Annotated in this window: 22 protein-coding genes and 1 pseudogene; 4 read left to right on the forward strand and 19 right to left on the reverse strand. The window is 73.3% G+C overall.

Features of this window, described 5'->3' with window-relative positions:
• Positions 1–34: 34 nt before the first annotated feature.
• The 12 genes from AB0O29_RS13095 to hrcA all read right to left on the reverse strand — a co-directional run bounded on the left by AB0O29_RS13095 (position 35) and on the right by hrcA (position 10,706).
• A complete protein-coding gene (locus AB0O29_RS13095) occupies positions 35–400 on the reverse strand; it encodes a cytidine deaminase (protein WP_365150574.1) in 366 nt (121 codons plus the stop codon).
• Between the two features lie 187 nt (positions 401–587).
• The gene (locus AB0O29_RS13100; RefSeq protein ID WP_365150577.1) at positions 588–941 is read right to left on the reverse strand and encodes an MmcQ/YjbR family DNA-binding protein; all 354 of its coding nucleotides are present in this window, start codon (positions 939–941) and stop codon (positions 588–590) included.
• Complete coding sequence (locus AB0O29_RS13105) at positions 938–2,245, reverse strand: hemolysin family protein (protein ID WP_365150580.1); 1,308 nt, start codon at positions 2,243–2,245, stop codon at positions 938–940. The genes AB0O29_RS13100 and AB0O29_RS13105 overlap by 4 nt, the downstream gene beginning before the upstream one ends.
• Positions 2,242–2,739, reverse strand: a complete 498-nt coding sequence (gene ybeY / locus AB0O29_RS13110; RefSeq protein WP_365150583.1) for an rRNA maturation RNase YbeY — start codon at positions 2,737–2,739, stop codon at positions 2,242–2,244. The genes AB0O29_RS13105 and ybeY overlap by 4 nt, the downstream gene beginning before the upstream one ends.
• 13 nt (positions 2,740–2,752) lie before the next feature.
• Positions 2,753–3,814 (reverse strand): PhoH family protein, encoded by a 1,062-nt coding sequence (locus AB0O29_RS13115; protein WP_365150585.1) that lies wholly within the window; start codon positions 3,812–3,814, stop codon positions 2,753–2,755.
• A 140-nt stretch (positions 3,815–3,954) separates the two neighbouring features.
• Entirely contained in the window at positions 3,955–5,052 is a 1,098-nt protein-coding gene (locus AB0O29_RS13120) for a PfkB family carbohydrate kinase (RefSeq protein ID WP_365150588.1), read from the reverse strand.
• Positions 5,053–5,210: 158 nt separating this feature from the next.
• Entirely contained in the window at positions 5,211–6,113 is a 903-nt protein-coding gene (locus AB0O29_RS13125; protein WP_365150591.1) for a ribonuclease Z, read from the reverse strand.
• A gap of 6 nt (positions 6,114–6,119) precedes the next feature.
• Entirely contained in the window at positions 6,120–6,479 is a 360-nt protein-coding gene (locus AB0O29_RS13130; protein WP_365150633.1) for a histidine triad nucleotide-binding protein, read from the reverse strand.
• 89 nt (positions 6,480–6,568) lie between these two features.
• Positions 6,569–7,315, reverse strand: coding sequence for a 16S rRNA (uracil(1498)-N(3))-methyltransferase (locus tag AB0O29_RS13135; protein WP_365150594.1), 747 nt, complete (start codon positions 7,313–7,315; stop codon positions 6,569–6,571).
• Positions 7,312–8,403 carry a nitronate monooxygenase gene (locus tag AB0O29_RS13140; RefSeq protein WP_365150597.1) on the reverse strand — a complete coding sequence of 364 codons (1,092 nt, stop codon included), beginning with the start codon at positions 8,401–8,403 and terminating at the stop codon, positions 7,312–7,314. The genes AB0O29_RS13135 and AB0O29_RS13140 overlap by 4 nt, the downstream gene beginning before the upstream one ends.
• 146 nt (positions 8,404–8,549) lie before the next feature.
• Positions 8,550–9,689, reverse strand: a complete 1,140-nt coding sequence (gene dnaJ, locus AB0O29_RS13145; RefSeq protein WP_365150600.1) for a molecular chaperone DnaJ — start codon at positions 9,687–9,689, stop codon at positions 8,550–8,552.
• Positions 9,690–10,706 (reverse strand): heat-inducible transcriptional repressor HrcA, encoded by a 1,017-nt coding sequence (gene hrcA / locus AB0O29_RS13150; RefSeq protein ID WP_365150603.1) that lies wholly within the window; start codon positions 10,704–10,706, stop codon positions 9,690–9,692. It lies immediately after the preceding gene.
• Between the two features lie 180 nt (positions 10,707–10,886).
• On the opposite strand from hrcA, the gene AB0O29_RS13155 reads away from it, so the two are divergent.
• Both AB0O29_RS13155 and AB0O29_RS13160 read left to right on the forward strand, forming a co-directional pair.
• A complete protein-coding gene (locus AB0O29_RS13155; RefSeq protein WP_365150606.1) occupies positions 10,887–11,618 on the forward strand; it encodes an MBL fold metallo-hydrolase in 732 nt (243 codons plus the stop codon).
• Between the two features lie 28 nt (positions 11,619–11,646).
• Positions 11,647–12,447 (forward strand): DUF3097 domain-containing protein, encoded by an 801-nt coding sequence (locus tag AB0O29_RS13160; protein ID WP_365150609.1) that lies wholly within the window; start codon positions 11,647–11,649, stop codon positions 12,445–12,447.
• A gap of 78 nt (positions 12,448–12,525) precedes the next feature.
• Here AB0O29_RS13160 and hemW read toward each other — a convergent pair whose 3' ends face one another.
• The 3 genes from hemW to lepA form a co-directional block, all read right to left on the reverse strand.
• Positions 12,526–13,758: a radical SAM family heme chaperone HemW gene (hemW, locus tag AB0O29_RS13165; RefSeq protein WP_365150612.1), complete on the reverse strand. Its 1,233-nt coding sequence runs from the start codon at positions 13,756–13,758 to the stop codon at positions 12,526–12,528.
• Between the two features lie 44 nt (positions 13,759–13,802).
• On the reverse strand, positions 13,803–15,695 hold the full coding sequence (locus AB0O29_RS13170; protein WP_365150615.1) for a long-chain fatty acid--CoA ligase: 1,893 nt from the start codon (positions 15,693–15,695) through the stop codon (positions 13,803–13,805).
• Between the two features lie 267 nt (positions 15,696–15,962).
• Positions 15,963–17,828, reverse strand: a complete 1,866-nt coding sequence (gene lepA, locus AB0O29_RS13175) for a translation elongation factor 4 (protein ID WP_365150618.1) — start codon at positions 17,826–17,828, stop codon at positions 15,963–15,965.
• A gap of 199 nt (positions 17,829–18,027) precedes the next feature.
• Here lepA and rpsT point away from each other — a divergent pair, with 199 nt between their 5' ends.
• The gene (rpsT, locus tag AB0O29_RS13180; RefSeq protein ID WP_030030523.1) at positions 18,028–18,288 is read left to right on the forward strand and encodes a 30S ribosomal protein S20; all 261 of its coding nucleotides are present in this window, start codon (positions 18,028–18,030) and stop codon (positions 18,286–18,288) included.
• A gap of 264 nt (positions 18,289–18,552) precedes the next feature.
• Here the strand turns inward: rpsT and holA are convergent, their stop codons facing one another.
• Complete coding sequence (gene holA, locus AB0O29_RS13185; RefSeq protein ID WP_365150621.1) at positions 18,553–19,548, reverse strand: DNA polymerase III subunit delta; 996 nt, start codon at positions 19,546–19,548, stop codon at positions 18,553–18,555.
• 61 nt (positions 19,549–19,609) lie between these two features.
• Here holA and AB0O29_RS13190 point away from each other — a divergent pair, with 61 nt between their 5' ends.
• Positions 19,610–19,852, forward strand: coding sequence for a hypothetical protein (locus AB0O29_RS13190; protein ID WP_365150624.1), 243 nt, complete (start codon positions 19,610–19,612; stop codon positions 19,850–19,852).
• A 20-nt stretch (positions 19,853–19,872) separates the two neighbouring features.
• On the opposite strand, the gene AB0O29_RS13195 is transcribed toward AB0O29_RS13190, so the two are convergent.
• The 3 genes and pseudogenes from AB0O29_RS13195 to AB0O29_RS13205 form a co-directional block, all read right to left on the reverse strand.
• A complete protein-coding gene (locus AB0O29_RS13195) occupies positions 19,873–20,754 on the reverse strand; it encodes a YceI family protein (RefSeq protein WP_365150627.1) in 882 nt (293 codons plus the stop codon).
• 136 nt (positions 20,755–20,890) lie between these two features.
• Positions 20,891–23,236 (reverse strand): annotated as a pseudogene (locus AB0O29_RS13200) (ComEC/Rec2 family competence protein); the annotation flags it as partial.
• A gap of 254 nt (positions 23,237–23,490) precedes the next feature.
• Positions 23,491–24,010 (reverse strand): helix-hairpin-helix domain-containing protein (locus AB0O29_RS13205; RefSeq protein WP_365150630.1); only part of this gene is annotated, 520 nt, incomplete at its 5' end.

Here is a 24,010-nt window from a genome sequence, read left to right on the forward strand (position 1 = left end):
ACCGGCCTGCGGCGGGACGGGGCGGGTGCGGGGATCAGGCTCCGGCGGGGGTGGTGGACTTCAGGGTGCCGTCCGGGGCGGCGAGCAGGACCGGGGTGGCCGGGCCGCCGAGGTCGCGGACGGCCGCACGGTCGGCCTCGGCCGGGGCGTCGGCCGCGCTGACGACGGCGGCGGCCTCCAGGGAGCGGGCGCCGCTGGCCACCGCCATGGCGACGGCCGTCTGGAGCGCGCTGAGCTTGAGGGAGTCCAGCTCCACGGTTCCGGCGACGTAGGTGCGGCCGGTCTCGTCGCGTACCGCCGCGCCCTCCGGGACCCCGTTGCGGGCCCGGGCGCTGCGCGCCAGGGTGATGATCTTGCTGTCCTCGGGGTCGATCCCCGCTCCCACGCTGCTCTCGGTCATAGGCGAAAGCATAGGGAGCGCCCCGGCGGCGACGTGCAACGACCCCGCCGGGGCGCGGTTCCCCCGTCACGTCTCCCCCCGGGACGCAGGACAAACCTAAACAGTCAACCGCCCACACCCTGCGATCCGAAGGTCCTGAACCCGTATGACCTTGGACCCTAACCTTCGGCCCGGGGGCGGCCAGGACTTACGGCCGGTCCAGCCGCAGCCGCTCCGCCCTCGGCAGGCCCGCCACGACCAGGTCGTACGAGTCCTCCACCAGCTCCCGCACCAGCGCGTCCGGCAGCTCGCCGACCGTCACCGTGTTCCAGTGCCGCTTGTTCATGTGCCAGCCCGGCACGATCGCGGCGTGCCGCTCCCGCAGCCGCACCGCGGCCTCCGGATCGCACTTGAGGTTGACCTTGAGCGGCTCGCCGTCGAGGGCCGACAGGGCGAACACCTTGCCCAGCACCTTGAACACCGAGGTCTCGGGGGTGAAGGGGAACTCCTCCACCGCCGCGTTGAAGCTCAGACAGAACGCGCGCAGCTCCGCCGGGGTCATTCCCCCTCCTCACCCTCGCCGGCCTCGGGAACCACCGGCTCCACGAGCACCGTGACGATCTTGTTCCGGCGGCCCGCCGGGGATTCGGCCGTCAGCCGCAGCGGACGCCCGTCCGGCAGGTCCACCACCGCCGAGGCACCGGCGATCGGCACCCGGCCCAGGGCCTTGGCCAGCAGTCCGCCGACGGTCTCCACGTCCTCGTCGTCGAAGGCCAGGGCCCCGAACAGCTCGCCGAGGTCGGTGATGTCCAGGCGCGCCGTGACCCGGTAGCGGTCGTCGCCGAGCTCCTCCACGGGCGGGAGCTCCCGGTCGTACTCGTCGGTGATCTCGCCGACGATCTCCTCCAGGATGTCCTCGATCGTGACGATGCCCGCCGTGCCGCCGTACTCGTCGATGACGACGGCCACGTGGTTGCGCACCGACTGCATCTCGCGCAGCAGGTCGCCGGCGTTCTTGGTGTCGGGTACGAAGACCGCCGGCCGCATCACCGTCGACACGAGGTCGCTCTCCGCCTCCCGGTTGATGTGCGTGCGCCGGACGAGGTCCTTGAGGTAGACGATGCCGACGATGTCGTCCTCGTTCTCCCCCGTGACCGGGATCCGCGAGAAGCCCGAGCGCAGGGCGAGGGTGGTCGCCTGGCGGATCGTCTTGTAGCGCTCGATGCAGACCAGGTCGGTGCGCGGCACCATCACCTCGCGCACGAGCGTGTCGCCGAGCTCGAAGACCGAGTGCACCATCCGGCGCTCCTCGTCCTGGATCAGCGACTCCTTCTCCGCCAGGTCCACCATCGCGCGCAGCTCGGCCTCGGAGGCGAAGGGCCCCTTGCGGAAGCCCTTGCCCGGGGTGAGGGCGTTGCCGATGAGGATCAGCAGCTGCGGGATCGGCCCCATGATCCGCGCCAGCGGGACGAGGACGTACGCGGCCGCCGTCGCGGTGTTCAGCGGGTGCTGGCGGCCGATGGTGCGGGGGGAGACCCCGACCGCGACGAAGGAGACCAGCACCATCACGGCGATGGCCACCAGCAGCGCGGTCCAGTTCTCCCCGAACGCGTCCAGGCAGACGTACGTGACGAGCACGCCCGCCGCCATCTCGCAGGTGACGCGGACCAGCAGGGCCACGTTGACGTAGCGGGTGGGGTCCCCGGCGACCTGGGCCAGCTTGGCGCTGCCGCGCCGGCCCTCCCGCACGGCCTGCTCGGCGCGGAAGCTGGAGACCCGGGCGATCCCGGACTCGGCGCAGGCCGCGAACCAGGCCACCACGGTCAGCAGGACCGCACCGGTGATCAGCTGATAGGCGCTGCTCACGAGACGGTCGGGGCCGGGGACGGACCGGTCAGCCCGCGCTCACCGCGCCAGCCGTCGACGATGGCCGCCTGGAGGCCGAACATCTCGGCCTTCTCGTCCGGCTCCTCGTGGTCGTACCCGAGCAGGTGCAGCACCCCGTGGACGGTCAGGAGCTGGAGCTCCTCGTCCATGGAGTGCTGCGTCGGGGCCTCCTCGCCCTGCTTCTTCGCCACCTCGGGGCACAGGACGATGTCGCCGAGGAGCCCCTGCGGGGGCTCCTCGTCGTCCTTCGACGGCGGACGCAGCTCGTCCATCGGGAAGGACATGACGTCGGTGGGTCCGGGCAGGTCCATCCACTGGATGTGGAGCTGCTCCATCGCCGCCTCGTCGACGACGATGACGGACAGCTCGGAGAGCGGGTGGATCCGCATCCGGGTGAGCGCGTAGCGGGCAACGTCGAGGATCGCCTGCTCGTCGACTTCGGTTCCGGACTCGTTGTTGACGTCGATCGACATGGTGCGCTGGGGTCTACTTCCGCTGGTTGCCGTTCCGGGCGGGTCCGGTCTCCCGGGCCGCCTGGCTGTCGTCGTACTTCTCGTACGCGTCGACGATACGGCCGATCAGCTTGTGCCGGACGACATCCTCGGACGTGAGCCGCGAGAAGTGGATGTCGGGCACCCCTTCGAGGATCTCCTGGACCTGGCGCAGACCGCTCCTGGCGCCGTTCGGCAGGTCGACCTGGGTCACGTCACCCGTGATCACGATCTTCGTGTCGAAGCCGAGGCGGGTCAGGAACATCTTCATCTGTTCCGGGCTGGTGTTCTGCGCCTCGTCGAGGACGACGAAGGCATCGTTCAGCGTCCGGCCGCGCATGTACGCCAGCGGCGCCACCTCGATGGTCCCGGCGGCCATCAGACGGGGGATGGAGTCCGGGTCCATCATGTCGTGCAGGGCGTCGTAGAGCGGGCGCAGGTACGGGTCGATCTTGTCGAAGAGCGTGCCCGGCAGGAAGCCGAGCCGCTCCCCCGCCTCGACGGCGGGCCGGGTCAGGATGATGCGGCTGACCTGCTTGGACTGCAGGGCCTGCACCGCCTTGGCCATGGCGAGGTAGGTCTTGCCGGTACCGGCGGGACCGATGCCGAAGACGATCGTGTTCTTGTCGATCGCGTCGACGTAGCGCTTCTGGTTGAGGGTCTTGGGGCGGATGGTGCGGCCGCGGCTGGAGAGGATGTTCTGGGTGAGCACCTCCGCCGGCGTCTCCAGCGGACGCCCCTCCGCGTCGCTGCCGTTCGCCTTGAGCATGGCGATCGAGCGTTCCACTGCGTCCTCCGTCATCGGCTGCCCGGTGCGGAGCACCAGCATCATCTCGTCGAACAGGCGCTGGACGAGGGCGACTTCCGCCGCCTCCCCGACCGCGCTGACCTGGTTGCCCCGAACGTGGATGTCGGCCCTCGGGAAGGCCTTCTCGATCACGCGCAGCAGCGCGTCACCCGAGCCGAGAACGGTCACCATCGGGTGCTTCGCGGGGACGGTGAAGTGGGCTCGCGCCTGGCCCGGCACGGGGCTGTGGGCTGTCGGTGTCTGAGTCATGGGCCGGCACTGTGGCCTGCGCATACCTCCCGCTGAGGGGCCGCGCCGATCGACGGCCTCCGGAGTACCAAGGGTACGTCCACCCCGGACGGTTCCCGAGGGGTTTTCCGGCCCGGGGGCCGGCACCGGCTGGGGCGCCGCTAGGCGGGGCTGCGGAAGCCGATGGTGGGGACGGCCCGGCGGCGGTGGCAGGGGACGGCGCCCGCGGGGACGAGGGCGTCCAGGAAGGCGTAGCGGCCCCGCAGCTCCTCGGGGGCGGTGCGCCACCAGTGGGCGACCTCGGACCAGCCGGGGGCGGAGAGGGAGCCGCCGAACTCCTGCACCGAGAGGGCGGCGGTCAGGCCGGCGAAGGCCAGCCGGTCCGCCAGCGGCCAGCCCGCGAGGCTGCCGGTGACGAACCCGGCCACGTACACGTCCCCGGCGCCCGTCGGGTCCAGGGCCTCCACGGCGATCGCGGGGACCTCCGCGGTCTCCCCCGTCCGGGAGTCCACGGCGTACGAGCCCTCGGAGCCCATCGTGACCACCGCGACGGGGACCTTCTCCGCCAGGGCCCGGGCCGCGGCGCGGGGACAGTCGGTGCGGGTGTACCGCATGGCCTCCCCGGCGTTGGGCAGGAAGGCCTCGCAGTGCTCCAGGTCGGACAGGGCGCCGAGGTCCCAGCGGCCGGTGTCGTCCCAGCCCACGTCGGCGAAGATCCGCGAGCCGCGGCGGGCCGCCTCGCCGATCCAGTCCTCGCGGCGGCCGGCGGCGAGCGAGGCCACGGCGGCCCGGGTCTTCGGCGGACACCAGGGGAAGGGGCCGGGTCCGGCCGGGGGCGGTGCCTCGTGGCCGTGGGAGACCATCGTGCGCTCGCCCTCGTAGGCCATGGAGACGGTGACGGGGCTGTGCCAGCCGGGGACGGTGCGCGACATGGACAGGTCGATGCCCTCGCCCTGCTCCAGGGCGTCCCAGCAGTACTCGCCGTAGTGGTCGTCGCCGAAGGCGGCGGCGAGGGAGGTGCGCAGGCCGAGGCGGGCCAGGGCGGTGGCCATGTTGGCGACGCCGCCGGGGCTGGAGCCCATGCCCCGGGCCCAGGACTCCGTCCCCCGGACGGGGGCGGAGTCGAGGCCGGTGAGGATGATGTCGAGGAAGACCGTGCCGGTCAGGAAGACGTCGCAGCCCGGCTCCAGGGGGTCGCGCAGCGGGCCCAGCGGGTCGAGTGTTGCGGGGCGGCTGGTGCGGCTGTCCCGACTGGTCACGGTGTGCTCCCCGTTGAAGTGTCGTTTCTGCGTTCGGCAGGCGGGCTGCCAGGCCTGCCCGGGCACCCGGTCGCCAAACCCAGTGTGACGCACCTCACCTGAGCCCGGCTCTCCTGCCGCCCTCGCCCCACTCGTCCCGCCCTTGACGGGCGTCGGCCCTAGCGCTTGGGAAGGGACACCCGGGAGAGGTCCGCCGCGATCGTCAGCTCGCCCTCGAACCCCGCCGCGCGCGCCTCCCGTTCGAACTCCGAGGGGTCGGAGTACCGCTGGGAGAAGTGCGTCAGGACCAGGTGCCGGACGCCCGCGTCCCGCGCCGCCCCGGCCGCCTGACCGGCGGTGAGGTGGCCGTGGTCCTCGGCGAGCGCCCGGTCCGCGTCGAGGAACGTGGACTCGATGACCAGCATGTCGCAGCCCTCGGCCAGCTCCTCCACGCCCGGGCACAGCCGGGTGTCCATCACGAAGGCGAACCGCTGCCCGGCCCGGTGCTCGCTGACGTCGTCCAGGGTGACCTCCCCCAGCCGCCCCTCGCGCCGGATCCGCCCGACGTCCGGGCCCTTGATCCCGTGCCGCGCGAGCAGCTCCGGCAGCATCCGGCGGCCGTCCGGCTCGGTCAGCCGGTAGCCGAAGGACTCCACCGGGTGCGAGAGCCGCCGGGCCTCCAGGACGTACGAGGGCCCCTGCGCCAGCACCCCGTCCTCCGCGACCGGTTCCTCCCGCAGCCGCACCGTCTCCCGGTAGGCGGTCGCGTACCGCAGCCGGTCGAAGAACTTCTGCCCGGAGGCCGGGTAGTGCGCGGTCACCGGGTGCGGGACCTGGTCGAGGTTGATCCGCTGGATCACCCCGGCCAGGCCGAGGCTGTGGTCACCGTGGAAGTGCGTGACGCAGATCCGGTTGATGTCGTGGGCCGCGACCCCGGCCCGCAGCATCTGCCGCTGCGTGCCCTCGCCCGGGTCGAAGAGGATGCCCTCGCCGTCCCAGCGCAGCAGGTAGCCGTTGTGGTTGCGGTGCCGGGTCGGCACCTGACTGGCGGTGCCGAGGACCACGAACTCGCGTACGGACACGGACCGCTACCCGGGGGGCCACTGGAGGCCGCGGCCGCCCAGGACGTGCAGGTGGGCGTGGAAGACGGTCTGGCCCGCACCGGCGCCGGTGTTGAAGACGACCCGGTAACCGTGGTCGTCGATCTTCTCCTCGGCGGCGATCTCCCCGGCCTCGCGCAGTATGTCCGCGATCACGGACGGCTCGGCGGCGGCGAGCGATGCCGCGTCGGGGTAGTGCACCTTCGGGATGATCAGCACGTGCGTCGGCGCCTGCGGGCTGATGTCCCGGAAGGCGAGGGTGGTCTCGGTCTCCCGGACCACGGTCGCCGGGACGCTGCCCGCGACGATCTTGCAGAACAGGCAGTCCGCCTGCGGTTCCCCGGCCATGGCCACGCCTCCCGTGATGTTGATCGGTCGGGGCATGCTACCGGCCCGGCCCCCCGCCCGGCCCGGCGGCCGAGCGGGGTTCGACGGCGCTACGACCAGCGGCCGGTGCGCGCCAGCAGGACGGCGGTGGCCGCCGTGCCCGCCGTCGAGGTGCGCAGCACGCTGTGGCCCAGGCGGTACGGGCGGGCGCCCGCCTCCGCGAAGGCGGCCAGCTCCTCCGGGGAGACCCCGCCCTCGGGGCCCACCACCAGGACCACCGAGCCCGATTCCGGCAGCGCGGCCGTCGCCAGCGGCTCCGAGTCCGCCCCGCGGTCCTCGTGCAGCACCATCGCCAGGTCGGCACCGGCCAGCAGCGCGGCCACCTGCCTGGTGGACAGCGCCTCGCCGACCTCCGGGAAGCGGACCCGGCGCGACTGCTTGCCCGACTCCCGGGCCGTGGACCGCCACTTGGCCAGGGACTTGGCCCCGCGCTCGCCGCGCCACTGGGTGATGCACCGCGAGGCCTGCCACGGCACGATGGCGTCGACCCCGGTCTCCGTCATCGTCTCCACGGCGACCTCGCCCCGGTCGCCCTTGGGCAGCGCCTGCACCACCGTGATCCGCACGGCCGGCTCCGGCTCCTCCTCGACGGCGTTCAGGTCCGTGACCACCAGGCGGTCCTTGCCCTCGGCCGCCTTGACCACGCCCTCCGTCCAGCGGCCCCGCCCGTCGGTGAGGACCACGTCCTCACCGGGCGCCAGCCGCTTCACGGACACCGCGTGCCGCCCCTCGGGGCCCTCCAGCACGAACTCCGGCCCCGCGGGGACCTCTTCGACCACGAACACGGGGGCCGTCATGACGCTCTCCTCATCTGCAACACCTTCAACGCACTCTGTGCCTCGGCCACTTCGGCCGCCAGCACCTCCACCAGCTCCCCCGCCGGCAGCGCCCGGGCCAGCCGGTGCCCCTGCCCCGCCCACAGCGCCATGCCCTGCGGGTCCCCGGCCGCGGCGGCCGCCTTGCGCAGCCCCGCCGTCATGTGGTGGATCCGGGGGTAGGCGGCCGGGGCGTAGGGGCCGTGCTCGCGCATGAACCGGTTCACCAGGCCGCGCGCGGGACGGCCCGAGAAGGCCCGGGTGAGCTCGGTGTGCGGGAACATCGGGTCGGTCAGGGCCTTCTTGTGCAGCGGATGGGCGCCCGACTCCCGGCAGGCCAGGAAGGCCGTGCCGAGCTGCGCGGACTCCGCGCCCGCCGCGAGCAGCGCCGCGATCTGCGCGCCGCGCATCACCCCGCCCGCCGCGATGATCGGCAGCGCCACGGCCTCCCGTACCCGGGTGACCAGGGCGAGCAGGCCGACGCCCGCCGTACCGTCGGTCTGCGGGTCGTCGCGGTGGGTCCCCTGGTGGCCTCCCGCCTCGACGCCCTGGACGCAGACGGCGTCGGCGCCGGCCGCCTGGGCCGCGCGGGCCTCCTCGGGCGAGGTCACGGTGACGACCGTGTACGTGCCGACGGCCCGCAGCCGGGCGAGGGCGGCCGGGTCGGGGCAGCCGAAGGTGAAGGAGACGACCCGGACCGGGTCCTCCAGCAGGATGGCGAGCTTGGCGTCGTAGCCGTCGTCGTCGGTGCCGATGATGTCCTCCTCGGCGAGGGAGACCTCGTACCAGCTCGCCTCGCCCGCCAGCTGCCCGCGGTAGGCCTCGACGGCGGCCGGGTCGGCGAGGGCGGTCTGCGGCAGGAAGAGGTTCACGCCGAAGGGGCGCCGGGTGAGCCCGCGCGTCTGCTTGATCTCCTGGTACATGCCGTCGGCGGTCTTGTAGCCGCCGGCCAGGAAACCGAGCCCGCCGGCCTCGCACACGGCGGCGACGAGGGGCGGGCCGGAGATCCCGCCCGCCATGGGAGCCTGCACGATCGGGTACTGGTGGAGACCGTTCGGTGCGGAGGACATGGACTGCATCGTGCCATGTCCGGGTCACGGCACCGAATCATGGCATTCGCCTGGCATAGTCCGCTTTCCCCGAGGGGCGCGCAACGGCGAGGAGCCCGGTACGGGGTCTCCCGTACCGGGCTCCTGAACACGCTGCCGCTCGGCGGTCAGCGGCCGTTGAACGCGTCCTTCAGACGGCTGAACAGGCCCTGCTGGCCCGGCGCGAACTGGCCCATGGGCCGCTCCTCGCCGCGCAGCTTGGCGAGCTGGCGCAGCAGCTCCTCCTGCTGGGCGTCCAGCTTGCCGGGGGTGGTGACCTCGACGTGGACGATCAGGTCGCCGCGGCCGCCGCCGCGCAGGTGCGTGACACCGCGCCCGTGCAGCGGGATCGCCTGGCCGGACTGGGTGCCGGGCCGGATGTCGATCTCCTCCATGCCGTCCAGCGTCTCCAGCGGGCACTTGGTGCCCAGGGCCGCCGCCGTCATGGGGATGGTGACCGTGCAGTGCAGGTCGTCCCCGCGCCGCTGGAAGGTCGGGTGCGGCAGCTCGTGGATCTCCACGTACAGGTCGCCGGCGGGGCCGCCGCCGGGGCCGACCTCGCCCTCGCCCGCGAGCTGGATGCGGGTGCCGTTCTCGACGCCGGCCGGGATCTTGACCGTCAGGCTGCGGCGGGAGCGGACCCGGCCGTCGCCCGCGCACTCGGGGCACGGGGTCGGGACCACGGTGCCGAAGCCCTGGCACTGCGGGCAGGGGCGCGAGGTCATGACCTGGCCCAGGAAGGACCGGGTGACCTGCGAGACCTCACCGCGGCCGCGGCACATGTCGCAGGTCTGCGCCGAGGTGCCGGGGGCGGCGCCCTCGCCGGAGCAGGTGCCGCAGACGACGGCGGTGTCGACCTGGATGTCCTTGGTCGTGCCGAAGGCGGCCTCGTCCAGCTCCAGGTCCAGGCGGATCATGGCGTCCTGGCCGCGGCGGGTCCGCGAGCGCGGGCCGCGCTGCTGGGACTGGCCGAAGAAGGCGTCCATGATGTCGGAGAAGTTGCCGAAGCCGCCGGCTCCGAAGCCGCCCGCGCCCGCGCCGCCGCCCGAGGAGGACAGCGGGTCGCCGCCGAGGTCGTAGACCTGCTTCTTCTGCGGGTCCGAGAGGACCTCGTAGGCCGCGTTGATCTCCTTGAAGCGCTCCTGCGTCTTCGGGTCCGGGTTCACGTCCGGGTGGAGTTCACGCGCGAGGCGGCGGAAGGCCTTCTTGATCTCGTCCTGCGATGCGTCGCGGCGCACGCCGAGTACGGCGTAGTAGTCCGTGGCCACTTACGACTCCGCCAGGATCTGTCCGACGTAACGTGCCACTGCGCGTACCGCTCCCATCGTTCCGGGGTAGTCCATGCGGGTCGGTCCGACCACGCCGAGTTTGGCGACTGCTTCGCCGCCCGAACCGTAGCCGACGGACACGACCGACGTGGAGTTGAGCCCCTCGTAGGCGTTCTCGTGCCCGATCCGTACGGCCATCCCCGACTCCCCGGCCTCGCCCAGCAGCTTGAGGAGCACCACGTGCTCCTCCAGCGCTTCGAGCACCGGCCTGATCGTCAAGGGAAAATCATGTCCGAAGCGAGTGAGGTTGGCGGTGCCGCCGATCATCAGCCGCTCCTCCGCCTCCTCCGCCAGCGTTTCGAGGAGGGTCGCGAGCACCGCCTTGACGGTGGCCCGGTCGTCGATCTCGAACGACTCCGGAAGGTCCTGCACCAGGTTCGGGACGTCGGTGAAACGCCGGCCGACCACCCGGCTGTTGAGCCGTGCCCGCAGGTCGGCGAGGGAGTTCTCGCCGAAGGGGGTCTGGGTGTCGACCAGCCGCTGCTCGACCCGCCCGGTGTCGGTGATCAGCACGAGCATCAGCCGGGCCGGGGCCAGCGACAGCAGCTCGACGTGCCGGACGGTGGAGCGGGTCAGCGACGGGTACTGGACGACGGCGACCTGGCGGGTGAGCTGCGCGAGCAGCCGGACCGTGCGGCCGACGACGTCGTCGAGGTCGACGGCCCCGTCGAGGAAGTTCTGGATGGCCCGGCGCTCGGGCGTCGACAGCGGCTTGACCCCGGCCAGCTTGTCGACGAAGAGGCGGTAGCCCTTGTCGGTGGGGATCCGGCCGGCGCTGGTGTGGGGCTGGGCGATGTAGCCCTCCTCCTCCAGCACGGCCATGTCGTTGCGCACGGTGGCCGGCGAGACGCCCAGCCGGTGCCGCTCGGTGAGGGCCTTGGAGCCGACGGGCTCCTCCGTCCCGACGTAGTCCTGGACGATGGCGCGCAGCACTTCGAGTCTGCGTTCACTGAGCATCGCGCACACCTCCGGATGCGGTCGGTCGTGGTCGGGCGGCCATGCGGTGCTGCCGTCCTGCGGTCCTGCGGTCTTGATCGGTTGGCACTCTGCGCGTCCGAGTGCCAGAGATCCCCCGGTCAGTGTACGGCCGGGTAGTACGCCGGGGGCAAGGGCGGCCTGCCAGGGTAGCGTCGCGGCATGGACATGCGATGGGAAGAGGCGGGCTGGGAACGGCTGACCGGGCGGGCGGGCCGGCGACGCCTCCCGGTGTGGGACTGCACGGTGGGGCTGGTGGTGGGGGACGACTCGGTGCTCCTGATCGACCCCGGATCGAGTGTCCGCGAGGGGGCCGGGATCCGTGCCGAGGCGGAACGACTGACCGGCCGGCACGTGACCCATATCGCATTCACCCACGGACATTTCGACCACGTACTGGGCGGCTCCGCCTTCGCGGGCGCCCAGGTCTACGGCGCGGTGGGGCTGGACCGGCTGCTGGCCACGCCCGGGGGCCGGGAGGAGCTCCGGTACAGCGCGGTGGCCCAGGGCCTGGCGGAGGAGGAGGCCGCCGAGGCCTGTGACCTGCTCAAGGCGCCGGGGCACCTGGTGTCGGGCGAGTGGACGCTGGAGCTGGGCGGGGTGCAGGTGCTGCTGGCGAACGTGGGGCCGGCCCACTCCCAGCACGACCTGGCCGTCTTCGTGCCGGGCGAGCGGGAGACGGTGTTCTGCGGGGACCTGGTCGAGGAGTCGGGCGAGCCCCAGGCGGGCTCGGACGCGGTCCCCGGGCAGTGGCCCGCGGCCCTGGACCGGCTGCTGTCGCTGGGCGGGGAGGACGCGCTGTACGTGCCGGGTCACGGAGCGGTGGTGGACGCGGCCTTCGTGCGTGCGCAACGCGCCACACTGGCGGACCGGTTCGGCGTGTCGCGGGCGTGAACGCGGCCGCGCTCCTAGTGTCGGCCGGATGCGTGAGTACTCGCCCGACCTGACCCCGCAGTGGAAGCGCTCCAAGCCGGTGCCGGAGGTGCCGGCCGACCCCGATCTGGTGGTCGAGGTGGCGGGTACGGACTTCTGCGGGGCGGTGGTGGCCTGCGAGGCGGGCACGGTGACCCTGGAGGACCGGTTCGGCAGGCGGCGGGTGTTCCCGCTGGAGCCGCGCGGCTTCCTGCTGGACGGCGCGGTCGTGACGCTGACCCGCCCCTCACGGGCGCCTGCCGCGCCGGCCCGTACGGCCTCGGGCTCCCTCGCTGTCCCTGGGGCGCGGGCGCGGGTGGCGCGGGCCGGGCGGATCTACGTGGAGGGGCGGCACGACGCCGAGCTGGTCGAGCGGGTCTGGGGCGACGACCTGCGGATCGAGGGCGTGGTGGTGGAGTACCTGGAGGGCGTCGACGACCTCGCGGCCGTGGTGGCGGAGTTCGCCCCGGGCCCCGACGCCCGCCTGGGCGTGCTGGTGGACCACCTGGTGCCGGGGTCGAAGGAGTCCCGCATCGCGGCCTCGGTGACCGGCCCGGACGTGCTGGTGGTGGGCCACCCGTACGTGGACGTCTGGCAGGCGGTGAAGCCGTCGGCGCTGGGCATCGCGGCCTGGCCCGAGGTGCCGCGCGGCCAGGACTGGAAGACGGGCGTCTGCCGGGCCCTGGGCTGGCCGGAGCACACGGGGGCCGCCTGGCAGCACATCCTGTCCCGCGTGACGTCCTACCGCGACCTGGAGCCGACGCTGCTGGGGCGGGTGGAGGAGTTGATCGACTTCGTCACGGCCCCCTGAGCGGGGCCGCGGCACCGGCCCGCCGCGCGGGCCGGTCCCCTCACCCCCGCCGCTCCGGGACTTCACCCGGGCGGGGGATCAGTCCACCAGGTCCCGCACCACCGCGTCCGCCAGCAGCCGCCCCCGCAGGGTCAGCACCGCGCGCCCGGCCTCGTACGGGGCCGGCTCCAGCAGGCCGTCGGCGAGGGCGCGCCGGGAGGCCGCCAGGCCCGCCGGGGCCAGCAGGGAGAGCGGGATGCCGTCGACGAGGCGCAGCTCCAGCAGGATCCGCTCCACCCTGCGGTCCTCCTCCGAGAGGAGCTCGCGCCCCGCGCCCGGGGAACGGCCCTCGGCGAGGGCGGCCGCGTAGGCGCCGGGGTGCTTGACGTTCCACCAGCGGACCCCGCCCACGTGCGAGTGGGCGCCGGGGCCGGCGCCCCACCAGTCGGCCCCGCGCCAGTACAGCTCGTTGTGCAGGCAGCGGCCGGCCTCGGAGGTGGCCCAGTTCGACACCTCGTACCAGGAGTACCCGGACCGCTCCATGACCTCGTCGGCGATCAGGTACCGGTCGGCGTGGACGTCGTCGTCGGTCATCGGGACCTCGCCGCGGCGGATCCGGCGGGCCAGCTGGGTGCCCTCCTCGACGATGAGCGCGTAGGCGCTGACGTGGTCGGGCCCGGCGCCGAGCGCGGCGTCCAGGGAGGCCCGCCAGTCCTCGTCGGACTCGCCGGGGGTGCCGTAGATCAGGTCGAGGTTGACGTGCTCGAAGCCCGCCGCGCGCGCCTCGGCGACGCAGGCCTCGGGGCGGCCGGGGGTGTGCGTGCGGTCGAGCACCTTCAGGACGTGCTGCTTCGCGCTCTGCATGCCGAAGGAGATCCGGTTGAACCCGCCGGCGCGCAGCTCGGCCAGGTACTCGGGGTTCACGGACTCGGGGTTCGCCTCGGTGGTGACCTCGGCGTCCTCGGCCAGGCCGAACTCGTCGCGGATCGCCGCGAGCATGCGGACGAGGTCACGGGCGGGCAGCAGGGTGGGCGTGCCGCCGCCGACGAAGACGGTCCGCACGGCGCGCGGGTCGTCGCCGAGCACCTTGCGGGCCAGGCGGACCTCGTCGATCAGCGTGTCGGCGTAGTTCTCCCGGGAGGCGAGGACGCCGCCGGTGCCGCGCAGCTCGGTCGCGGTGTAGGTGTTGAAGTCGCAGTACCCGCAGCGGGTGGCGCAGTACGGGACGTGCAGGTAGAACCCCAGCGGCCGCCCCCCGGCGCCCGCCAGGGCATGCGACGGCAGCGAGCCGTCTTCGGGCATGGGGTCACCATCGGGCAGTGCGGAAGGCATGGGCCCATTGTCCCGCACCGCCCCATGGTCGTTTACGCCCTCGCTCAGGCCTCGCGGGAACCCGCGTACATCTCCTCGATGAGGTGCTTGAACTCGCGCTCGACGACGGGCCGCTTCAGCTTGAGGCTGGGCGTGAGGTCGCCGTGCTCGACGTCCAGGTCGCGCGGCAGGATCCGGAACTTCTTGATCGTCTGCCAGCGCTGGAGGTTCTCGTTGAGGGTCTGTACGTAGGTCTCGATCAGGCGGTCGGTCTCCGGCGCGGCCACGACCTCGGCGTACGTCCTGCCCTCCAGGCCGTTCTCGGCGGCCCAGCCGAGGATGGCGGGCTCGTCGAGGGCGACCAGGGCGCTGCAGAAGTTCCGGTCGGCGCCGTGGACGACGATGGCGGAGACGTAGGGGCAGATCGCCTTGAACTGGCCCTCGATCTCGGCGGGGGCGACGTACTTGCCGCCGGAGGTCTTGATCAGGTCCTTCTTGCGGTCGGTGATGCGCAGGTAGCCGTCCGGGGAGAGCTCGCCGATGTCGCCGGTGTGCAGCCAGCCGTCGCTCTCCAGGACCTCGCCGGTCTTGTCGGGCTGGCGGTGGTAGCCCTGCATGATGCCCGGGCCGCGCAGCAGGACCTCGCCGTCGTCGGCGATGCGGACCTCGGTGCCGGGCAGGGGCTTGCCGACGGTGCCGGTGCGGTACGCCTCGCCGGGGTTGACGAAGGAGGCGGCGCTGGACTCGGTGAGGCCGTAGCCCTCCAGGATGTGGATGCCGGCGCCGGAGAAGAAGTAGCCGATCTCGGGGGCGAGGGCGGAGGCGCCGGAGACGGCGGCGCGCAGTTTGCCGCCGAAGGCCTCGCGGAGCTTGGAGTAGACGAGCGCGTCGGCGACCTTGTGCCTGGTGGCGAGGCCGAAGGGGGCGGTGGCCCGGCCGGTGCGGCGGTAGTTGTCCTGGGTGACCTTGGCGTACTCGCGGGCGACGCCGACCGCCCACTGGAAGATCTTGTACTTGGCGCCGCCGCCGGCCCGGGCCTTGGCGGCCACGCCGTTGTAGACCTTCTCGAAGATGCGCGGGACGGCCGCCATGTAGGTGGGCTGGACGACCGGCAGGTTCTCGATGATCTTGTCGATGCGGCCGTCGACGGCGGTGACGTGCCCGACCTCGATCTGGCCGGAGGTGAGCACCTTGCCGAAGACGTGCGCGAGCGGCAGCCACAGGTACTGGACGTCGTCGCTGTTGATCATGCCGGTGGCCACGGTGGCCTTGGCCATGTACGACCAGTTGTCGTGCGGGAGCCGGACGCCCTTGGGGCGGCCGGTGGTGCCCGAGGTGTAGATGAGGGTGGCGAGCTGGTCGGCGGTGATGGCCGCGATCCGGTCCTTGACCGCCGCCGGGTGCTGTCCGAGGTACTCCCTGCCGCGCTCCTCCAGGTCGGCGAGGGAGAGCACCCAGCCCTCCGGGTCGCCCTCGGCGGGGACCGCGTCGGCGGCCTCCATGACGACCACGTGGCGCAGGTCGGGGAGGTCGGCGCGGCGCTCGCGGGCCTTGGCCAGCTGGGCGGCGTCCTCGGCGATGAGCACCCGGCTCTCGGAGTCCGAGAGGATGAAGGCGGACTCGTCCGCGTTGGTGCTGGGGTAGACGGTGGTGACGGCGCCGCCGGCGCACATCACGCCCAGGTCGGCGAGGATCCACTCGACGCGGGTGTTGGAGGCGAGGGCGACGCGCTCCTCGGGGCGCAGGCCCAGGGTGATGAGTCCGCCGGCGATGGCGAAGACCCGGTCGGCGGCCTGCTGCCAGCTGAGCGACTTCCAGTCGTCCGGCCCTCCCCCGGGGCGGGCCGAGGGGACGGGGTAGCGGTAGGCCTCCCCGTTCGGTGTGGCGGCGACGCGGTCAAGGAAGAGGGCCGCCACGGTGGGCGGGCGGTTCTCGATCAAGGTCTGTGTGTCGCTCACGACATCCTCCGGACCGGGTCCACGCGGCCAGGGCGTGGGCGTGGGGCGCTTGGGACTGGCGGGGTGCAGCCACCGGGTACGCGGCTGGCATGTTTCATTACCGGTTTCATTACCGGCCGGTTAACTGGCCGGTAACCATCGAGCTTTGATCAGGGTAGAGGCCGCCCGCCCGGTGCGTAAGGGCCCCCGAGCGGCCGCTTCATAACGAAAAGGGCCCCCATGCGTGTGCATGTGGACCCTTTTCGCGCGACATGGGAACGGCCGCGGCTACTTCTTCTTGGCGCCGGAGTCGTCGCTGGAGAGGACGGCGATGAAGGCCTCCTGCGGCACCTCCACGGAGCCGACCATCTTCATGCGCTTCTTGCCTTCCTTCTGCTTCTCCAGCAGCTTCCGCTTACGGGAGATGTCACCGCCGTAGCACTTGGCGAGGACGTCCTTGCGGATGGCGCGGATGGTCTCGCGGGCGATGACGCGGGAGCCGACGGCCGCCTGGATCGGCACCTCGAAGGCCTGCCGCGGGATGAGCTCGCGCAGCTTGGCGACCAGGCGCACGCCGTAGGCGTAGGCCGCGTCCTTGTGGCAGACGGCGGAGAAGGCGTCGACCTTGTCGCCGTGCAGCAGGATGTCCACCTTGACCAGGCTGGAGGCCTGCTCGCCGGTGGGCTCGTAGTCGAGGGAGGCGTAACCGCGCGTCTTGGACTTCAGCTGGTCGAAGAAGTCGAACACGATCTCCGCGAGCGGGAGCGTGTAGCGGATCTCGACGCGGTCCTCGGAGAGGTAGTCCATGCCGAGCAGGGTGCCGCGGCGGGTCTGGCAGAGCTCCATGATCGCGCCGATGAACTCGGTGGGCGCGAGGACGGTGGCCCGGACGACCGGCTCGAAGACGTCCTTGATCTTGCCCTCGGGGAACTCGCTCGGGTTGGTGACGGTGACCTCCTTGCCGTCCTCCAGCACCACCCGGTAGACCACGTTGGGCGCGGTGGCGATCAGGTCGAGGCCGAACTCGCGCTCCAGGCGCTCGCGGACCACGTCCAGGTGGAGCAGGCCGAGGAAGCCGACGCGGAAGCCGAAGCCGAGCGCCGCCGAGGTCTCCGGCTCGTAGACGAGCGCGGCGTCGTTGAGCTGGAGCTTGTCCAGGGCCTCGCGCAGCTCCGGGTAGTCCGAGCCGTCGAGCGGGTACAGGCCCGAGAAGACCATCGGCTTCGGGTCCTTGTAGCCGCCGAGGGACTCGGTGGCGCCGCCGGTCTGCTGGGTGATGGTGTCGCCGACCTTGGACTGGCGGACGTCCTTCACACCCGTGATCAGGTAGCCCACCTCGCCGACGGACAGGCCGTCGGCCGGGAGCATCTCGGGCGAGTTGGTGCCGATCTCCAGCAGCTCGTGCGTGGCGCCGGTGGACATCATCCGGATGCGCTCGCGCTTGTTGAGCGTGCCGTCGACGACACGGACGTACGTGACCACGCCGCGGTACGAGTCGTAGACCGAGTCGAAGATCATCGCGCGGGCCGGGGCGTCCTTGACGCCGACCGGGGCCGGGACCTTCTCGACCACGCGGTTGAGCAGCGCGTCGACGCCGAGGCCGGTCTTCGCCGAGACGCGCAGGACGTCGTCGGGGTCGCAGCCGACCAGGTTCGCCAGCTCCTCGGCGAACTTCTCCGGCTGGGCGGCCGGCAGGTCGATCTTGTTCAGGACCGGGACGATCGCGAGGTCGTTCTCCATCGCCAGGTACAGGTTGGCGAGGGTCTGGGCCTCGATGCCCTGGGCGGCGTCCACCAGCAGGACCGTGCCCTCGCACGCGGCGAGGGAGCGCGAGACCTCGTAGGTGAAGTCGACGTGACCCGGGGTGTCGATCATGTTCAGGATGTGCGTGGTGCCGGTCCCCGCGCCCTCGGTGGGCGACCAGGGCAGACGGACCGCCTGCGACTTGATCGTGATGCCGCGCTCACGCTCGATGTCCATGCGGTCGAGGTACTGGGCGCGCATCTGCCGCTGGTCGACGACACCGGTCAGCTGGAGCATCCGGTCGGCGAGGGTCGACTTGCCGTGGTCGATGTGCGCGATGATGCAGAAATTACGGATCAGCGCCGGGTCGGTACGGCTCGGCTCGGGCACGTGGCTGGGGATGGCGGGCACGCAGTGTCCTGATTCTCGGGTCGCTGTCGGGTCTGCTGTCGAACGGTACGCAGGCTCCCATGGTCCCATGGACCGGGCGATGCGCTCGGTTTGGGCCGGTCGAAGCGTGCCTGGTAGTCTGGGTGGCTGTGTCTCGCATGCCCTCTCAAGCAGACGGGGCACATCCGGAAAAATACTCTGAACCTGAAAAGGCTCTTTCGTGGCGAACATCAAGTCCCAGATCAAGCGGAACAAGACCAACGAGAAGGCTCGCCTTCGCAACAAGTCGGTCAAGTCCGAGCTGCGCACCTTCATCCGCAAGGCCAACGAGGCCATCCTCGCCGGCGACGCGGAGAAGGCCACCGCTGCGGCCCGCCTGGCTTCCAAGAAGCTGGACAAGGCCGTCTCGAAGGGTGTCATCCACAAGAACGCCGCCGCCAACAAGAAGTCGGCGCTGGCCTCCAAGGTTGCCGCCATCTGAGGTTCCGCACTCGATGTGAACGCCGGGACGGACCCAGCGGGCCCTCTCTCCCGCTCCTGACCGGCACCCCGCGCCGCACGCGGCCTGCGTTCGCCACGCGGGTGCGGCGCACACAGCAGTGACCGAAGGCCCCGGCCTCAGCCCTTCCCCAGGGCAGAGGCCGGGGCCTTCGCACATCCAGCCGTGCCGCGCCCATTCCAGCCCCGCCGGCGTTTGAGGCGCGGGGGTCTGGGGGCGGAGCCCCCAGAGGGAACGACGGAACCCCTACCGCCCCCGCGAGGCCCTCGCGGCCCGCGCCACCGCGACGACGGCCTTCTCCAGCGCGTACTCGGGATCGTCCCCGCCGCCCTTGACCCCCGCGTCGGCCAGCGCGACGGCCCGCAGCGCCTCGGACACCCCGTCCGCCGACCAGCCCCGCATCTGCTGCCGGACCCGGTCGATCTTCCACGGCGGCATCCCGAGGTCCCGGGCGAGGTCGCCGGGCCGGGCACCGCGCGGGGCGGAGGCCAGCTTCCCGATCGCCCGGACGGCCTGCGCCAGCGCGCTGGTGATCAGCACCGGCGCCACCCCGGTGGCCAGCGACCAGCGCAGGGCCTCCAGGGCCTCCGCGGCCCGCCCCTCGACCGCCCGGTCGGCGACGGTGAAGCTGGAGGCCTCCGCCCGGCCGGTGTAGTAGCGGCCCACCACGGCCTCGTCGATGGTGCCCTCGACGTCCGCGCACAGCTGCGCCGCCGCGCTCGCCAGCTCCCGCAGGTCGGCCCCGATCGCGTCGACCAGGTTCTGGCAGGCCTCGGGGGTGGCCGAACGCCCCAGCGCCCGGAACTCCGCCCGGACGAAGGAGAGCCGGTCCGCGGCCTTCGTCATCTTCGGGCAGGCGACCTCCCGGGCCCCCGCCTTGCGGGCGGCGTCCAGGACGGCCTTGCCCTTGACCCCGCCCGCGTGGAGGAGGACGAGGGCGATCTCCTCGAACGGGGCGGCGACGTAGGCCTTGACCTCCTTCACCGTGTCCGCGCCGAGGTCCTGCGCGTTCCGCACGATCAGGACCTTGCGCTCGGAGAAGAGCGACGGGCTCGTCAGCTCGGCCAGGGTGCCGGGCTGGAGCTGGTCGGAGGTGAGGTCCCGCACGTCCGTGTCGGCGTCGGCCGCGCGGGCGGCCTTCACCACGTCCCGGACGACGCGGTCGAGCAGCAGGTCCTCCTGCCCCACCGCGAGGGTGATCGGGGCGAGGGGATCGTCGGTGGGGTTCTTCCTGGTGGCCATCGGACCCAGCATCCCACGGCGCACTGACAGCGCCCGGCCCCCGGTGCAGGAGAATGATGCGGTGAACCTGCGCCATGTACTCGTCCTGCCCGATCGCGACGCCGCCGAGGAGGTGGCCCGGGAGGCCGTGGACCGCTTCGGCCTCCCCGAGGAACCCCAGCTGGTGCGCGACGCCCTGGCCGGCGAGGACGACGCCGAGGACGCCCAGTGGCTGGTGGTCCTGGAGGACCCCCGGCAGCGGCTCGACGCCGCCGTCCTGGACGAGCTCGCCGCCTCGTACGACGGCTGGCTCGAAGCCCCCTGAGCCGGCCGGACGCGCCCGCCTCAGGCCTTGTGGACGATCTGCACGTCCAGCGCCACCTCCACGCTCGAACCGATCGCCGCGATCCCCTGGGCCAGCATCGACTGCCAGTTCAGGGTGAAGTCCTCGCGGTTCAGCTCGGCCGTGGCCCGGCAGGCGGCGCGCGGCTCGCCCTCCAGGCCCGTGCCGACGCCCAGGTACCGGGTGTCCAGGGTGACGGTACGGCTCACCCCGTGCAGGGTCAGGGCGCCCGCGACGGCCCAGCGGCTGCCGCCGCGGTGGATGAACCGCTCGCTGTAGAACTCCACCGTCGGGTACCGGGCCGCGTCCAGGAAGTCCGCCGACCGCAGGTGGTCGTCCCGCATCCGCAGCCCGGTGTCGATGCTCGCCGCGTCGAGGATGACGTGCATGGAGGAGTCCTCCATCCGCTCCGCGATCCGCACCGCTCCGGCGAAGGTGGTGAACCGGCCGTGGATCCGGGCGAAGCCGATGTGCTTCGCGGTGAACCCGATCGACGAGTGCGTCGGGTCCAGTTCCCAGTGGCCCGGCTGCGGGAGCACCGGCGGCTCCACCGAGTCCAGGATGATCTCCGCGGTACCCGGCTGGGCGGGATCCCCCACGAGCGTCGCCCCGTGGAACGGCGCGTACCCCTCGGCGCTGACCGAGAGCCGGTACTCCCCCTCCGGCATGGCCGCCGTGAACCCCCCGTACGGATCCGTCTCCCCGCTGACCACCCGTCGGCCGATCGGGTCGGTCACCTCGAACTTGGCCTGGCGGATGGGCTGGTGGACGGTGTCGAGGACCCGGCAGCTCAACAGGCGTGCCGTGGGCGGCAGAGTCAGTGTGGCGGACGTCTGTGAACTTCCGCTCCCGGCCGTATCCGTCCCCCGTCGGCGACCGAACATGGCTGATGCACCCCCGTGCTGTGTGTACTTGGTCGGTTCTGGCGAAGACGCATTCGATCATGCTGTCGGGTTGTGGGCAAACAGAGCGGTCACGCCCGGTATGACCGCGCCTTTTCGGACGCCGCCCGGCCGGGAAGGCGCGCATCCCGAGGCCGCTGCCGCAGATGGCCACGGAGCCGTCCTCATCGGTGCGCAGCACAGCCGCCCCAAGGGCTTCGAGCCGTGCGAGGGTACCGCGCGCCGGGTGCCCGTAGCGGTTGTCCGCGCCCACCGGGACCAGAGCGAGCCGTGGCCGGATCCGGTCCATGAGGGCGGGATCCTGATGGGCCGAGCCGTGGTGGGCGACCTTGAGCACGTCCACCGGCCCCAGCTCCGGATGTTCCCTCAGCAGGGCCTGCTGGGACGGCGGTTCGAGGTCGCCGAGCAGCAGGAACGTCAGCCCCGAGGTGCGGGCCAGCAGGGCCACGCTCGCGTCGTTGGGCCCCTGCGGAGCAGGCCCGACGGCCGGCGGCCAGAGCACCCGCCACTCCAGCGGCCCGGCCCGCCGCCGCTCCCCCGGCACGGCCGCCACCACCGGCACCCCGGCGGCCGCCGCCGTCCGCCGCACCAGCGCGGCCTGCCCGGGCGGATCCGCCACGGCGGTGGTCTGGATCACACCCACGGAGCGGCCCCGGAGCACCCCGGACAGCCCGCCCACGTGGTCCGCGTGAAAGTGCGTCAGCAGCAGCAATGGGACGCGTTTCACACCGAGGGCGCGCAGACAGGCGTCCACCGGGCCGGGCTCCGGTCCGGCGTCCACCACGACGGCCGTCCCCGGCCCCGCCGCGAGGACGGCGGCGTCCCCCTGGCCCACCGCGCACTGGACGTAACTCCAGCCGGACGGCGGCCAGCCGGTGAGCGTACGGGTCAACTGCGGCGGCCGCAGCACCGCGACGAGCAGCAGCACCGCCACGGCGGCCCGCACCCCGCGCCGCCGCCCGAACCTCACCCCGAGCCCCACCACGGCCGCCGCGGCCACGGCCAGCAGCAGGCCCCCTCCCGGACCGCCCGGCCACGGCAGCTCCGCCCCCGGCAGCCGCGCCCCGGCCCGCGCCACGGACGCGATCCACCCGGCGGGCACCCCCGCGCACCGGGCCAGCAGCTCCGCGACGGGCATGGACAGCGGGGCGGCGGCCAGCGCGGCGAAGCCGAGCACCGTGGCCGGCCCCGCCGCCGGCTCCGCCAGCAGGTTGCACGGGACCGCGACCAGGCTCACCCGGGCCGACAGCACGACCACCACCGGCGCGCACACGGCCTGCGCCGCCGCCGCGGCCGCCAGGGCCTCGGCGAGCCGCGCCGGCACACCGCGCGCCCGCAGCGCCCCGGCCCAGCGGGGCCCCAGGGTGAGCAGCGCCCCGGTCGCCAGCACCGAGAGCAGGAACCCGTACGAGCGGGCCAGCCAGGGGTCGTAGAGCACCAGCAGGAGCACGGCGGCGGCCAGGGCCGGGAGCAGGGACCGGCGCCGCCCGGTGGCCAGGGCCAGCAGCGTCACCGCCCCGCAGGCGGCGGCCCGCAGCACGCTCGGGTCGGGCCGGCACACCACGACGAAACCCAGCGTCAGGACCGCCCCGCACAGGGCGGTGAACCGCAGCGACAGCCCCAGCCGGGGCGCGAGCCCGCTCCGCTCCACGTACTGGGCCCGCCCCGGGGACCCGATGAGCAGGTAGAGCACCACGGTCAGGTTCGACCCGGAGACGGCCAGCAGGTGCAGCAGGTCGGTGGCTTCGAAGGCGTCGTGCAGGTCGGGCGGGACCCGCGAGGTGTCCCCGACCACCAGCCCCGGCAGCAGGGCCCGGGCGTCCCCCCGGAGCCCGTCGGAGGCCTCCCGCAGCCCGGCCCGCAGCCTCCCGGCGGCCCGCTGCACGGAGTCGGGCCCGCCCGTCACCCGGGGCGGGACGTCCCCGGCCGGCCGGAGCAGCGCCACGGCCCGCTCCCCGTCCCGCGCCGGTGCCAGCCGGGCCACCACCGAGACCCGGGTCGAAGGCTGCAGCCGGGCCCACCGCGGATGCCCGGCCAGCACCCGTACCGGGGTCTCCACCCGGGTCCGCGCACCGTCGGGGCCGGTCACCCCGGTCACCACCGCGTCCAGCACCACCACGGGCGGCCCGCTCCCGCTGCGGGCGGCGCGCGGGTCGGAACCCACGGTGAGCTCGGCGTCCACCCGGGCGTGCTCCCCGGCCAGCCGGGCCACGGGCCCCGCCCGCGCCGCGGACCGCTCCAGCCCGGCCACCCCGGCCCCGGCGGCCGCACACAGCAGGGCGGCGGCCACGGCCGTCGCGGCCCGCCACCCCGGCCCCGCCCCCCGGCACCCCGCCACCAACGACACCCCTGCCACGACCACCGCGACCCCCACCCCGAGGACGCACCACCCGCCCGGCACCCCCAACCCGAGGGCAGCCGCCCCCCAAACGGCCAGAGCAGGCCCCACAAGCCGCACATCCACAGCCCCGGCGCCCTCCGGCCCAACACCCCCCGACCCGGCCTCCTTCGGCCCGGCCCCCGCCGACCCGACACCCTCCGGCACGACGGCCTGCCGCCCGGCACCGCCCGACCCGGCACCCTCCAGACCGGCACCTCCGGGCCCGGCACCGCCCGACCCGGCACCGCCCGGCCTGGCACTCTCCAGACCGGCACTCTCCGACCCAGCCCCAGCCCCAGCCCCGGCCCCGGCCCCCGACCCCGGCGTCCCGGCGGCGCTCACAGCCGCACCAGCTTTCGCAGCTCGGCGAACCGGCGCTCGCCGATGCCGTCGACCTGCCGGAGGTCCTCCACGGCCCGGAACCCGCCCCGGGCGGTACGGAACTCCACGATGTGCCGGGCCAGCACCGGGCCCACCCCCGGCAGCCCGTCCAACTGCTCGGCGGTCGCGCTGCCGAGGCTCAGCGGGCCGGGGCCCGGTCCGCCGGCGGAAGCCGCGCCACCACCGGGGGCCGGCTGCGCGGTGACGCCCACCAGCACCTGTTCGCCGTCCACGAGGACCCGGGCCCGGTTGAGCCCGGTGGTGTCGGTGCCCGGCCGCACTCCCCCGGCCGCGGCCAGCGCGTCCTCCACCCGTGAGCCGCCGGGCAGCCTCCGCACACCGGGATCCCGGACCTTGCCGCCGACGTCCACCACGATGCGGCCCCCCGTACCGCCGGAGCCCGCTCCCGGCACCGGGGGCGGGGTCGGCGGCGGCGCGGGGGCGAGCACCGCGGGCGCCGTCACCGGCTGCGGCCGG

It is taken from the genome of Streptomyces sp. NPDC089915 (genome assembly GCF_040684675.1).
Taxonomy (GTDB): domain Bacteria; phylum Actinomycetota; class Actinomycetes; order Streptomycetales; family Streptomycetaceae; genus Streptomyces.

What these genes read in the sequence shown, in the direction of transcription:
- AB0O29_RS13160 (WP_365150609.1), top strand. Translation starts at nt 11,647, where the DNA reads ATGCGTGAGTACTCGCCCGACCTGACCCCGCAGTGGAAGCGCTCCAAG.
- AB0O29_RS13115 (WP_365150585.1), bottom strand. Translation starts at nt 3,814, where the DNA reads ATGACTCAGACACCGACAGCCCACAGCCCCGTGCCGGGCCAGGCGCGA.
- AB0O29_RS13095 (WP_365150574.1), bottom strand. Translation starts at nt 400, where the DNA reads ATGACCGAGAGCAGCGTGGGAGCGGGGATCGACCCCGAGGACAGCAAG.
- hrcA (WP_365150603.1), bottom strand. Translation starts at nt 10,706, where the DNA reads ATGCTCAGTGAACGCAGACTCGAAGTGCTGCGCGCCATCGTCCAGGAC.
- AB0O29_RS13155 (WP_365150606.1), top strand. Translation starts at nt 10,887, where the DNA reads ATGGACATGCGATGGGAAGAGGCGGGCTGGGAACGGCTGACCGGGCGG.
- AB0O29_RS13135 (WP_365150594.1), bottom strand. Translation starts at nt 7,315, where the DNA reads ATGACGGCCCCCGTGTTCGTGGTCGAAGAGGTCCCCGCGGGGCCGGAG.
- AB0O29_RS13100 (WP_365150577.1), bottom strand. Translation starts at nt 941, where the DNA reads ATGACCCCGGCGGAGCTGCGCGCGTTCTGTCTGAGCTTCAACGCGGCG.
- hemW (WP_365150612.1), bottom strand. Translation starts at nt 13,758, where the DNA reads ATGCCTTCCGCACTGCCCGATGGTGACCCCATGCCCGAAGACGGCTCG.
- ybeY (WP_365150583.1), bottom strand. Translation starts at nt 2,739, where the DNA reads ATGTCGATCGACGTCAACAACGAGTCCGGAACCGAAGTCGACGAGCAG.
- holA (WP_365150621.1), bottom strand. Translation starts at nt 19,548, where the DNA reads ATGGCCACCAGGAAGAACCCCACCGACGATCCCCTCGCCCCGATCACC.
- AB0O29_RS13130 (WP_365150633.1), bottom strand. Translation starts at nt 6,479, where the DNA reads ATGGCCGGGGAACCGCAGGCGGACTGCCTGTTCTGCAAGATCGTCGCG.
- AB0O29_RS13140 (WP_365150597.1), bottom strand. Translation starts at nt 8,403, where the DNA reads ATGTCCTCCGCACCGAACGGTCTCCACCAGTACCCGATCGTGCAGGCT.
- AB0O29_RS13195 (WP_365150627.1), bottom strand. Translation starts at nt 20,754, where the DNA reads ATGTTCGGTCGCCGACGGGGGACGGATACGGCCGGGAGCGGAAGTTCA.